Annotated in this window: 12 protein-coding genes; 4 read left to right on the top strand and 8 right to left on the bottom strand. The window is 43.5% G+C overall.

Annotation, left to right across the window (positions count from 1 at the left end; genetic code table 11):
• Nucleotides 1–300: 300 nt before the first annotated feature.
• The 8 genes from ABUE36_RS11855 to ABUE36_RS11890 all read right to left on the bottom strand — a co-directional run bounded on the left by ABUE36_RS11855 (nucleotide 301) and on the right by ABUE36_RS11890 (nucleotide 7245).
• Nucleotides 301–513 carry an LPXTG cell wall anchor domain-containing protein gene (locus tag ABUE36_RS11855; RefSeq protein WP_421016792.1) on the bottom strand — a complete coding sequence of 71 codons (213 nt, stop codon included), beginning with the start codon at nucleotides 511–513 and terminating at the stop codon, nucleotides 301–303.
• Nucleotides 514–573: 60 nt separating this feature from the next.
• A complete protein-coding gene (locus ABUE36_RS11860) occupies nucleotides 574–1503 on the bottom strand; it encodes an IS30-like element ISLpl1 family transposase (protein ID WP_096109805.1) in 930 nt (309 codons plus the stop codon).
• An 87-nt stretch (nucleotides 1504–1590) separates the two neighbouring features.
• Nucleotides 1591–3681 (bottom strand): MucBP domain-containing protein, encoded by a 2091-nt coding sequence (locus ABUE36_RS11865; RefSeq protein WP_421016793.1) that lies wholly within the window; start codon nucleotides 3679–3681, stop codon nucleotides 1591–1593.
• A gap of 69 nt (nucleotides 3682–3750) precedes the next feature.
• Nucleotides 3751–4230, bottom strand: a complete 480-nt coding sequence (locus ABUE36_RS11870; RefSeq protein ID WP_421016794.1) for a MarR family winged helix-turn-helix transcriptional regulator — start codon at nucleotides 4228–4230, stop codon at nucleotides 3751–3753.
• Between the two features lie 473 nt (nucleotides 4231–4703).
• Nucleotides 4704–4976, bottom strand: a complete 273-nt coding sequence (locus ABUE36_RS11875; RefSeq protein ID WP_161001579.1) for a DUF3784 domain-containing protein — start codon at nucleotides 4974–4976, stop codon at nucleotides 4704–4706.
• A 142-nt stretch (nucleotides 4977–5118) separates the two neighbouring features.
• A complete protein-coding gene (locus ABUE36_RS11880) occupies nucleotides 5119–5991 on the bottom strand; it encodes an NAD(P)-dependent oxidoreductase (protein WP_161001578.1) in 873 nt (290 codons plus the stop codon).
• Nucleotides 5992–6145: 154 nt separating this feature from the next.
• A complete protein-coding gene (locus ABUE36_RS11885; protein WP_161001577.1) occupies nucleotides 6146–6535 on the bottom strand; it encodes an HIT family protein in 390 nt (129 codons plus the stop codon).
• Between the two features lie 35 nt (nucleotides 6536–6570).
• Nucleotides 6571–7245 (bottom strand): hypothetical protein, encoded by a 675-nt coding sequence (locus ABUE36_RS11890; RefSeq protein WP_421016795.1) that lies wholly within the window; start codon nucleotides 7243–7245, stop codon nucleotides 6571–6573.
• A gap of 174 nt (nucleotides 7246–7419) precedes the next feature.
• Here ABUE36_RS11890 and ABUE36_RS11895 point away from each other — a divergent pair, with 174 nt between their 5' ends.
• The 4 genes from ABUE36_RS11895 to ABUE36_RS11910 all read left to right on the top strand — a co-directional run bounded on the left by ABUE36_RS11895 (nucleotide 7420) and on the right by ABUE36_RS11910 (nucleotide 12867).
• Nucleotides 7420–8736, top strand: coding sequence for an MFS transporter (locus ABUE36_RS11895; RefSeq protein ID WP_421016796.1), 1317 nt, complete (start codon nucleotides 7420–7422; stop codon nucleotides 8734–8736).
• 268 nt (nucleotides 8737–9004) lie between these two features.
• Nucleotides 9005–9427 (top strand): MerR family transcriptional regulator, encoded by a 423-nt coding sequence (locus ABUE36_RS11900; protein WP_161001574.1) that lies wholly within the window; start codon nucleotides 9005–9007, stop codon nucleotides 9425–9427.
• Between the two features lie 300 nt (nucleotides 9428–9727).
• Nucleotides 9728–10165, top strand: coding sequence for an ArsC/Spx/MgsR family protein (locus ABUE36_RS11905; protein WP_421016797.1), 438 nt, complete (start codon nucleotides 9728–9730; stop codon nucleotides 10163–10165).
• A gap of 137 nt (nucleotides 10166–10302) precedes the next feature.
• Nucleotides 10303–12867, top strand: a complete 2565-nt coding sequence (locus tag ABUE36_RS11910) for a MucBP domain-containing protein (RefSeq protein WP_161001573.1) — start codon at nucleotides 10303–10305, stop codon at nucleotides 12865–12867.
• The last annotated feature ends 85 nt before the right edge of the window (nucleotides 12868–12952 follow it).

Consider the following 12952-nt stretch of genomic DNA (forward strand, 5'->3'; position numbering starts at 1 on the left):
CCTTCTTGGACCTTACTGTCAGCATGATGTTCCATCGCCCCTAACCTCCATTTCTGTTATTTTATCAGCTTCTGCACTAGCAATTCTCAGTTTACGTTTGAGGAGCAAATAAAATATGCCGCCTAACCAAACTAACGGTAATCGTCGCGTTTGGTTAGGTGACATATCTGCTTTGAAACCCTGTGTTTACTACTCAATTTACCTGTGTTAATAAAGCCTATCAAACCTAATAATTGTAACGTTCATACAGTTTTGTTGCACCGAATCGTTTCAAACAAGTTTTATCGCTACAATAGCTAGTCAGTTCTTAGACTTGCCATGTTTGAACCGTCGTGAAGTCCCAACAACTGCACTTAATCCAATCATTCCCAATAGACTTTCGCCAATCAAAGTGGCAGTCGAGGCATCATGCTCACCAGTTCTCGGCAAGGTCGTCTTGAGCGCATATTGTGGTTGCCGGTTCTTTTGAGGCTGTGTTGCGGCAACCGTGTCAATCGTAACGTCGTGAGACAATTGCACTTTTTGAGTTGGGACCAACCAATTAATGTTTTGTGCAACAGGTAGATTGCAAATTTAATCCGAATTTTTGGACAAATTGGTCAGCATAACCTGATACGGTGTTTTCCAGTCAAGTATTTTAAGCGGTCTCTGGTTAATTTGGAGTAACGTCGTCGTTAAATCTTGAGCACTAATGTGCTCAAAACGAGTCCCCTTAGGATAAAAATAACGTAAATTCCGATTAAAGCGTTCATTACTACCACGTTCAGCTGGCGTATAAGCATGACAGTAATAGGTCTTAATACCATATTGTGATTCAAATGATACTAGCCCACTAAACTCAGTACCACGGTCCACAGTAAAACTGTGCACCGGTCCATTAAAAGTTGTTAGGAACTTAGTCAGTGCTTCATTAACACTCGCTGTCGTTCGGTCCTTTAACCGATATGCCCAAAGGAACCGTGATTTGCGATCGATTAAAGTTAATAAAACTGCCTTACTATGCCCACGAGGGCCAACGACGGTATCTAGTTCAAAATCACCGATGCGATTACGTTGATTAATCATCATGGGACGCTGTTCAATCGATCGCCCCAAAGATTGATTATATTTGGATCGTTGGTCAACGTTACGCCGTTGGCGTACGCCATGTTCAGGTAGATCATTCAAGGAGAAACCAATTCTCCCCTGATTTAGCCAATTATAAATAGATTTAGTCGCTAGTTTAAATTCGTGAGCAATCATTCCTGGTGACCAGCTTAGATGTAAATGGTTGAGAATTGTTTGCTTTAACTCATCGCTCAGCTTAGTTTTCCGACCACATCGTGATCGCTTGTATTCGGCATCTGTTTGTGCTAATTCAGCCTGATAAGGTTGACATCGAGATAATTCATAAGAAATTGTTGACGGTGATCGGTTCAGCCGAACGCCCATTTGGATATTGGACAGCCCTAGTTCACAAAAGGTTTCGATTTTAATTCGTTCGGAATAGGTTATACTAGACAAAAGATCAGCTCCTAAAAGATGGGTTTGTTGTAAACACCATTTTAAAGGAAGCTGATCTTTTTTGTCCGAACAGCGTTCGGATTAATTTTACAATCTACTAACAATCGGACCAAATATTGGTGACACATTGCCCGGCACGTTTGGAACTAGTTTGGGTTCAGCAGTCAGTTGTTGAGGTGTTTCATTAACTGGCACTAATGGTTCCTGTCCGACAGTAGGTGTCGATACAACTGGTGTATTAGGCGTCACATTATTCGTCTTCGGGGCCGTTGGTGTCGGCGTGTTTCCCGGTGTCTCACCTGGTTGTGGAACAGGATTCGGTTCGTCTGGAGGAGTGACGGGTAGGACAACCTGTGGTTTAGCGGGATCTTTCGCATAGACCACATTGTAAATTAAATCCTGACTGTTGTTATCAACGCTCTGCGCACTTGTTTGAGTCAAATCAGAATTTGGCGCAGTTGTACTAATAACGTGATAGCCGGCTACTGTGGGATTTGAAACTGCATCAAAACTAACAGTCCCTGTTTGCCAACCGTCTCCTACTGGCTTTCCTGTGCCCGGATCGATTGTAGCATCGGTTGCAGATTTTGTTGTTGAATAATAAATTGTATCCGTCTTTGTAGCTGAATCGTGAACTGTTAGGAAATTGAGCGGCGTTGCTTTTTTCTGTGCTGCAACTACATTTCCATGCTGGTCAAGATAGTTAATGGTTTCATTGACTGTTTTACGAGCACTGATCGCATAGTTCGAAGAATAAACATAGGTCACCACTGCAGGCTTTCCATACGTAGGATTATTCAGGAAAATCGTCTCTTCCCAACCACGCCAATCTAATGCAGTATAAGACTGATAACTTTCGTCGCCTGCCTTAAAATGAAAGACTTTTGTCGTCGTTGGCGTTTTTGCATATTGATGATCATCCGTTATCGTCACATCAATATCCCCAGCATCCGTTAATTGAACAAACTTGGCGGTAACGCCATCATCATAGTCCATTGTTCCTGTCCAGCCTTTGCCAAACAACGTTAACTGACCTGTCTGATTTGTCGGCAATTTTGTTTGATCAAGTGTATACCCGCTAATCGTGGCTGGCGTATCCGTATATGTTTGCCAAGCTAGTCCTTGAGATGTGGCTGTCGGTTTAATGGCCGTTCCAGTTTCGTCAACAAAGTTTGTCGTCGCCGTAACTAATTTTGGCACCCACGTATAATGATCTGCCTCAGAGTAAGTACCATCGGCCAACCACCGAGCCATGTACGTCGTGTAATTCATTTTGTTAAAGTAGCTGACGCCGTAGTCTTGGTTTGCGTATTCGAATCCGTATTTTTTTGAAATAACGCGCTGACCCAAATTCAGTGTATAGGTTTCAACAGGCATGTACGTCTTCGGCATTAATTCATGGATATAGACCGTCCCATCCCCACTACGATCGGTTGATGTCACAATCAAGCCGCCATCATTAATCGCAATCTGATCAAACGTATAATGTGTCGGGTCAGGATCTAGCCAAGCGTAAGAACTAAAATAGGCAGGATCAGTATATTTTGTTATTGTATCTGTTGCAGCAGATGCTGGCGTCGTCGTGGCAGCCATGCGTGTAATTTCTTGTGGTTGTGAAGTTTGCTGGTACACCTTGTCAGCCGATGATTTTGCCTGTGCTACAACTTGATCATCAACGTCGCCAAGATTGGTAACATTAACTGGCTTGTTAGGACTAGAGGTAGGCGCTACATTAGCTACACTATCAGTGCTGGCAACCGTCGATGCAACGCTTATGGCCGCTTTGTCAACTGACGCAGTCACGCTTTGATCATTATTAGCATAGTTAGACGAAACAGAGCTGGCCAAAGATTCAGTCGTTGTATTATTGCTTGTCTGCGTCTTAGGTGCCGCAGAATTGCTTGTCAGTAACGTATCAGTTGCGGCGCTGCTTGTTATTGAAGCCACATTATTGGATGTAGCGGATGTTGCCTGACTTGTCGCACTCAATGTCACCTGTGAGCCGGCTAATGATGCCACATTTCCACTGCCACTGCTGACTTCCGGTGTAACCACGTTTGACGCTTCGTCCGCTTTTGCAATAGCAGTTCCCGTTCCAATAACCGCTAGTACTGTCGCCGCCAATGTAGTCCATTGCTTTCCATCTTTGTACATTTTGAAGTGTGTTTTAGTTTCCAAAATAATACCCCCTCATTTTTTAAAAATTGAGTCGCTAGAGCATGTGCAACAACGTTTCTGCCTTGTCGTTTATTCAGACTCATCATTACTGTAATAATGGGTTGAGTTAATAATCGTACTCGTAAACGTCGTAAAGTCGTTATGTAGCTGTTTGACGCCAACCATCCCCATCGTTTTAATGACATCATGGGCAACAAATTGAGTGTGATCGTTAACACGCTTCATTAAGCGTTCGCCCTTGCTTGTCAAATGAATATAATGCCGACGTCGATCATTGCAGTCCGCAACCACTTCGACTAAACCTTTAGTTAACATGCCGGTAACTTGAGTTGAAATCGCGCCTTTAGTAATGTGATTCCGCTCAGCTAAATCGGACATCGTTAGTCGCTGTCCCTTTGAGATTTGAGTCAATAGTGAAATACTGCCCCAGCCTTCGCCGAATTCTTGAACCGACTCTTTTAACATCTGCTCAATCGCCCGGAAATTCGTTTGATAGTCATCAGTCAATAACTTGACGACTCGATCCACTTCTTCCGGATTTGCCTTCATAGCCCCATCTCCCCCAAAGAATATTCCGGAAAATAAATAGCTTTATAAAATCATTAAAATAGTAAAAATCGTGACATATAAAAATAATGATTTACTAAGTTGTGTACATTGTATCACTTCGGGAAATATAAAGACATAAAACATTTTTCATGTAAAAGATGTAGACCTAATAAGCGTTGTCACATCATGTGATGACGTTTTTTAATATTTAAATTTAAAGATGAACGATGATTTTCAAAATCACATATTTAAAAGTTGAAAGGATAAAATTATTTCAAATTAATCGAAAAACCTGTCGTGTCAGGCGTTTGAGATCCCATAAAGTCACTAATATTACTAGAGTCGTGACATTAGCGATAAAAGTGCATCAATATTAGGAACTGACACAAAAGGACCGCCAAGAAAAGCTATTTTTTCTTGGCGGTCTTTTAACATTTTTTAGTTATGTTTCAACAAAATCTACATATTTCACTTTAACGAATTAACCAGATTCCCCACGCTACGTCAACAATCGCAATGACAACAGCGATAGCTAACATAGTCGGCATGCCCATGATTAATGACACTAACAATAAAATCACATCAATTGTCATGATCACGGCGAAAGCGGCAGTGGTCAGTCCTTTACGTTGACGCTTGGGTTGGCCCGTCATTTGGGCTGACAAACGCAGATCCTCAGGCATTTTTTCTGCCGATGTGGATGTTTCTGGCGTGTAATCGAAGTGTTCTAGCGGATCTTTATCCATAACGGTCACCCTCTTATTTTTAATGCTGTCAGTTTAACCCGAAAACAAAAAAATAAGATGAATCGCGTCCCATTTCACGCTTTTTACGCTCTTGTTAACGTGTTGGTAAGTTAAGATAACACGTTTAAATCTCCGTACAAAACTACGCTTCTTCGCCCCACCACAGTTTGACCAACGCTTGCGTGCCGTCGTTACCCAGATGTTTGTCATCAACCAACTGTTCGTAAAGCTGTTTGGCAGCGTCAGTTGCTGGCAGGCTCAAGTGCATTTTATCTGCTTCATCCAACGCAATTCGCAAATCTTTCAAAAAGTGTTTCGCAAAGAAACCAGGCGTGTAGTCATGCTTGAAAATCCGCGGGACATACGTGTCCATCGACCAATTATCCGCACCGCCTGCACTCAAGGTCGCCAACACGTCCGGTAAGTTTAGCCCTGCCGCCTTGGCGTAAACTAACATTTCGGTCAATCCTGTCATTGTGCCCGCAATCATAATTTGGTTGGCCATTTTAGCGTGTTGACCAGCGCCCGCCTCGCCAAACCGGTGGACAGACTTACCAACCTGATTAAACAACGGCAGTACTTTATCAAACGTGGCCTGGTCACCACTCGCCATAATTGTCAAAGTGGCATTCTGTGCGCCAATATCACCACCAGAAACAGGCGCATCCAGTGCTGTTACATGGTGCGCTGGTGCCGCCTCCGCGATGCGTTTGGCAAGGGTCGGCGTACTCGTTGTCATATCCACAACAATACTGTCAGGTTTAACACCTGCAAAAATCCCGTCATCATCAAAATAAATGGACTCAACATCTTGCGGATAACCCACCATACTAAAAATGACATCACTTTGTTCGGCAACCTTTTTTGGATTGGACGCCCATGTTGCACCATATGCGACCAATTTGTCAGTCTTAGACTTTGTTCGGTTATAAACCGTTAGCGTATTGCCGGCATCTAGCAGGTGCCCTGCAATCGCACTGCCCATAACACCTGTCCCAATAAATCCAATTTTCATATTCGTCCTCCTCACATCGTTCGTTTACAGACACAGTATACGTCCTCAAGTCGGGGATAGGTCAATCAACAACGTGCGGCTTTTTTCAAAAGAAAAACAACCTACTTCATTTAGTAGATTGCTTATCAAAAAATTCCTAGTTCCAAACGAATACTTACTTCAACTTACGTGGAATCAGATTCCGAACGCCACCCTCTGGCACCTTCATATCACCATAGTAACGTGGAATTAAGTGAACGTGCGCATGAAACACCGTTTGCCCAGCATCAGCCCCTAAGTTCATTCCAATGTTATAAGCATCTGGCTGGTAACGTTCGTCCAAAATCTGCTTCATTTGGACGACAAGATCATCGATGGCGTTTTTCTCGTCCTTAGTTAATCCCCACCAATTTTCTACGTGGCGGCGTGGCACAATCAAAGTGTGACCCGGATTAACCGGTTTGATATCCCAAAACGCTTTAGCGAAGTCGTTTTGCAGAATAATGTCCTTGTCCGCTTTTTCGCAAAACGGACAACCAGGTAACGTTTCAAACTTTGTTTCCAAAGTGTTCCCTCCCGTAATGTCTGTTACAACGTATTTTAAGCAACTTGCTTACGGCTCAAACGGCGAGCACGGCGGCGACGGTGATTGCTGACTAACAACAGGACCCACAAAATTCCACTAACAATAATGATAATCGTCGTCCACATCTGATAACTTTTCACGTGTTCGGCAAAATATCCTAACGTATCGTCGTGGTAATTAGCACTAGCTTGGGTCAGCACCTGACTACTAATCAAGTTAACAATGGCGTCACTAGCAGCGGTTCCCGCTAATCCAAGTGATGACGCCTGCTGATTCACATCATCGCGAACAGCACTGCGCATAGCTGCCGTGTTGAAATCCAAGCTTTCACCAGCATATGTTTCCCGCGTACCAGTCTTTAATGTGGCCTTGATTAAACCATCTGTTGCTAAGCTCGTTGGCAAATTTTTAGCCTGCAATTGACTGGTCACTTCTGTGCGCACCCGACTGATGACAGTCGGTGTTTGAATTTCCCCTTCCATAAAAGTGCCGCTTAACACGGTCAAACGGACGATCAGGGCTAACACGAAGATGAGGCCAACCAAAAAGCTCAGGAATCCATGGGGCTTTTTTTGCTTAGTGAATCCCTGTGATACTGGTTGTTGTGGCGATTGCGGTATCGAGCCACGTTGCTTGGCATCATACCGTTGTGTGCGACTCATTGGTTGTTCTTGATTGTTATTTTTCATATTGATAGTTTAGCACATTCTGCTGAAAATGCCCTTTTCGCAAACGTTAAGAATCGCATAAGGACGGCATTATAAATTTAAAATTATCATATAAGAAAATTTTCAACAGTCCGTTTGAAACCCTCGCTATACTTTAAAGCAATTAGAGAGAGCACTACGAAAGAGGGAATTCATATGCATGAATACAAAACAAATCGGGCATTCCGAACGCTCGTCAACGTTGGCATCATCGATCAAATTGGTAGTGGTTTATACAGTATCGTCTTTTTAATCTACGCCGCCACGCTGCCATTCAAAACACTGGCCGTTTCCATAGCCTCCATTGCATGGGTCATACCCGCCTTAGCAAACATCTTTACCGGATATTTGGCTGACCGCACATTTAATAAACGACACGCAATGTGGTTCTCGTATTTTGTACAGACCATCTTGTTCCTGATCATCGCATCACTGATTGGCCGTTCAACCAAAGAAAGTATTTTCTTCTTCATCATGGCATTGGATATCATAGCCCGCCTACTGGGTGATTACGGCAATAGTTTATCCACGCCACTCATGAAGCACATCGTCACGCCAGAACACATGAATGAAGCAACTTCAATCGGCACCGCCATTGGTAGTTTGGTTCAGATTGTGGCTTCAGCGCTAGGTGCCACATTAATCGTCGCACTTCACCATCAGTACGATCTATTCGCTTTACTTGACGCACTCACATTCTTGGTTGCCGGCGGGATCTTCTTTATTGCCCGTCATCAATATGATCAAGCCGAATCTGATGTTCATAAATCTGTTCTGGCCGCAAAAACGTCTCGCTTGGCAGAAAACAGTGAATCAAAAGAAGGCTTTGGCACTAGTTTCAAACTAGCAATGCAAGAATTTACGCAAAACCCATTCTTATTATTCATGATTGTTGCAGGCTTGGCCGTCAACCTACTAGGTACCGCTATCGATCCATTATCAAACTTGATTTTTATCCACATGAGCAGTTTTTGGTTTATCAATTATGGCTACACCATTGCACTGCTCGATATCGTCTTTTCCGTTGGTTCTATTGCGGGGGCAGTGTTCGTTAACGACATGCTTAAGAACACATCGATGGTCACCCTCCTGGCCGCTTCAATGGGACTGTTAGTACTAGTTGCAATCGACATGTTGACCCTCCACAACCTATGGATCCTGCTGGTTCTTTTCTTCGGCACCGCTTACTTACTAGGCAAAATCAATCCACGCTTCAACGCAGTCATTATTAACACTGTACCGGATGATCACCTGGCAGCTACCGGCGGCGTCATAAGCACAGTCATGATGATCGGTGCCCCCGTTGGCCAATTTGTCTTCCTGACATTAGCAAACGTTATTAGCATTCCTGTATCGCTCATTATTTATGGCATTAGCTCTCTGGTTGTTACCATTCTGATCTTAGTCCGCGGTGCTGGTCGCCTAACTAAAAACGATCCAACGACTGCTCGGTACAATGAAGCTCATGTTTAATTCTTCATACCAGGCAACCGCGGTACAACAGAAATTTTGAATCTGACTTCAAACGACTTTCACGAACGTTGCGGCGATACTCAAATATCTTCGCGTGAAACATGCGCATATGCTAGACCAGCGTGTCAATGTTGACGACCGCAAGTACAACAACCATCACAACTTTCAAACCCGAAACACTTGACCTTTAACCGTAGCGCTTCTATAGTGAATGCTAATTCAATAAAATAACTAACTTAATGAATAACATTAGAAAAGGAGTGGCTGCATGTACACAGTTCAAGAAGTCGCCAAGAAGCTCGGCATGACGACCTATTCAATTCGTTACTATGATGATCATGGCTTGTTGCCCTTTGTTAAACGTGACGAAAACAACAATCGGCTATTTGACGAGGATGCCGTTGAATGGGTCAACTTAGTCCGTTGCTTCCGCTCAACAGGCATGCCAATTGCCGAAGTACGACATTATATCGATCTGATGTTGGCTGGTGATGAGACAATTCCTGAGCGTTATCAAATGATGCTAACACAGCAGACCCGTGCCCAAGAACAGTTAGCAGACAAGCAGCGTCAGCTTGCGAAAATCAACACCAAGGTTTCCCATTACGCCAAACTAATGAATAACGATGCGCCCGATGATTACGTTCCTAATCAAGCACAACCTGATAATGATCAAGTTTCTGTGAGCTAATTTAAAGATTAAGTGCCGCACTTTTACGTGCCGTACTTAATCTTTTTTATTATTTCTGATAATTTTTCTATTATAGTTCAGCACCTGTCTTACTTGCTTTCATCCTTATTTTCAATGTTCACATAATAAAAAAGTGATAAAAACCATTTGACAGTTATAATAGTTTTGCTTATAGTAATCATTAGAGAAACGAATAACATTACACAATTCCATTACTGATTAAGCAAAATTGTGAGACATATACGACCCTCATGTCGTTTGCAAGACCCACTCACAATTTCCACACGAGAAGGACTGCACATGCTACACATTTACACGATTGGTTCATCAACTTCATGCCGCCGGGCCGTTAAGTGGCTCAAGGATAAAAAGGTTCCTTTCCAAGAACATCCTATCGACACAACAGATAACTTATCCGTCAAGACCCGTGAAAAGCTTTCGACGAGCACGGTTAAACAATTCTTGGCCGCTAGTAAAAATGGTTGCGATGAATTATTAGCCCCTCGCTCATTAACCATGCAGGAATTATCCAAAGTGATGGATCTGACTAGCCTAGGCCTAACAGAAATGATCAACGTCATCGCCAAACATCCAAAGATGCTCCGCTGGCCGATTGCGTTTGACGACCACCGTCAAATCTTACAAGTCGGCTTCAACGACGACGAGTTTGGCACATTTATCCCACGTAAACTAAGAAAAATGGAACTTAATAACGTCCTTTCCCGTTTGAACGGGTAAGAGAAAAGGAAAGTCGCATTAATTGAGGCTTTCCTTTTTTATTTGCGAATAAGCACAATAAGACATGTGTTATCTTTGCGCTGGAAAAACGTTTCATTAACGGTCAACCCTAGGCATATAAGCAAGGAGTCTAATAAATGTCCTTACAACGAAAAGCAAAACACATGTCAACATGCCACTACAAATTGTACAAGTCTGGTAAATTTTGGATCACTGCAAGTGTTGCAGTATTTGCCATCGAAGCTGGTGGTTTAACACAGGCCAATGCAGCGACCACAGTTATCGGTCCGACAACCACAATCACGCAGTCAACAACTCAGCCCGTTCCTGACCAATCTTCAACAGCTACTTTGACGACACCAAATCAACAGCAGCGTAGCCAATTACCTCAAAACTCACAGGTGAATAGTCAAACAAGCGTGACTACGACCAGCGCAACTACTAGCCAAGCAGAATCGACGGCAACTGAATCTTCAGCCACTTCATCAAGTTTGACCGCCCCATCGGCCGCCCCTGAGAAAACATCCTCATCCGCTACCATCTCTGATGAGGCTAAAACACCTGCCATTACGCCCATTAATAGTGAAGAAACAGGGGCATCGTCTGTTACGGCCACTTCTGAAAGCAGTCAGTCACCTTCAACGCAAGCAACAAGTGTCACCAGTGCTGCCAGATCAAGTGACAGCACTGAATCCACGTCAGTCTCAAATCGAAATGCAACGCTGATGGCGGCGGCTAGCATTCCCGCAACAACAAACGCCCAAATCATGGCGACCACAGCAACGATAACCGCTGATTCTACTCATGCGGATTCAGATATCGTTGACATTGAAGATGCCCAGCTAAAGCAGGCCATGTTGAACGCTTTTCAAGTAACCTCAGGTGAATTAACTTATGGTGACGTGCGCCACATTACGTTTGTCCACAGTAAAAATGAAATTACAATTCTCCTGATACCGACAACTACTGTGAATCCAATCACGAGTTTAAAAGGAATTGAAGTATTACGCGAATTGCCAGAAGGCTGGGGTGTTCAACTGTCGGTGTACCTTAAGCCTGGGGTTTCTTTGGTACCACTCACAGGGCTCCACATCACTACGGCTTTTGACATTCAACAAGATGGGGCCGGTAATTGGACTGACGCTGATATTGCGGCGTTGAACTCCTTGACGTTTGGGGGACTTGATTATTACTGGGGTATCGAATTCGCTGGGAAAACATCCATGACGAATACCACTGGCTTGCGTGGTGACCAAATCCTAAAATTAGATCCAATGTTTACCAAGGCTTCACAGGCAAATCCAAACGGCCTATTTCTATCCCTATCTAATCAGCGTCTTTCAGATTTTTCCTACTTTGCCAAGTTTTCCAATGTCCGCATTTTTTCAGTGAATAATTATCGCGTCTATACCGATCCAGTTCATATCGCTCAAACTGGTGACGACATCAACATCGTGAGCCAGACCATTGGCATCGATGGCAAACCTATTTTAACTGGCTACAAAACTTATAATAGCGATACCCCCATTGTGACGATTGATGGCGATCATTACGTTATCAGTGGCTCAAAACAGTATGCCAACATTGGTTACACCATCATTTCCAATCAGTACGGTGTCAGTGGCTACCCAATGTACACAGCCGTGGAGTACGCGAATGGTAACACCCTGCTTCAAACGGGCATGGAATATTATCGAATGATGTGGGGCAACATCAGCGTTAATTATGTTGATGAAAACGGCAATGTTCTCGCAGACGCACAACACATTAATGGTGATGTCGGCCGGGCTTATGCCACCACGCCTAAACCAATAGCCGGCTATAGTGTCAGCCGCGTTGATGGCAATGCTAACGGAACCTTTACCACCGAATTACAAACGGTCACGTATGTTTACACCAAAAATATTGTTCAGGGTGCTGATGTTCTAGTTACTTATGTGGACCAGCACGGCAATGAAATTTCCCCATCTGAAAAGTTAACGGGAAATATTGGGGACTCCTTTACATCGTCGATTAAGCCCGTTGATGGTTACACATTTGACCACGTTGAAGGTAGTGAAACCGGCGTATTTACGAATGAAAATCAAACTATCACGTATGTTTATACCAAAGACGCTGTTCGCGGCGGTGATATTACCGTTAAGTACGTTGATACAGAGGGCAATGAAATTGTCCCAACACAAATACTATCTGGCAATGTTGGTGACACTTACGAAACGGTCGTTAAGCATTTAAATGGCTACACGTTATCAACGATTGACGGTAACGCAAACGGCACATTTACGAATACAGACCAGACAATCACGTACATTTATGTGAAAGAAGATGGGCAACATCCATCTGACAACAATAATGACGGCAATGGCGATAACCCAACGGTTTCTGCGGAACCAGACTATTCAGACAATGCAGTTGATAGTGAAACTACAAATCAAATGACACCAGGCCAGTCCGCTGGCTTACTCCCGACCTCTGTTAGTTCTTCCTACGCTACATCTAACTTGTTAGACTCTGCTTCTTCTCAAAGTCAGCAGTTCCCACAATCGGAAACAGCTAACAACGCAAGTCGGACAGCTGATAGTCACAGTGAAGAATTGCCGAATACAGGCATGCACGAGAATCATTTGGCAGCGATGGTAGGTGCCATACTGTTAGGTTTGCTGGGAACAATTCCTTTTTCTAGCAAACGTAAACACGATTAATATCCTCATTGATTGCAAAACAAACACCCCGAAGGTGAATTGTCAAAACTCATTTCCGGGGTGTTCGCTTTAGTTTGAATTAAGT

It is taken from the genome of Furfurilactobacillus cerevisiae (assembly GCF_048961765.1).
GTDB lineage: Bacteria > Bacillota > Bacilli > Lactobacillales > Lactobacillaceae > Furfurilactobacillus > Furfurilactobacillus milii_A.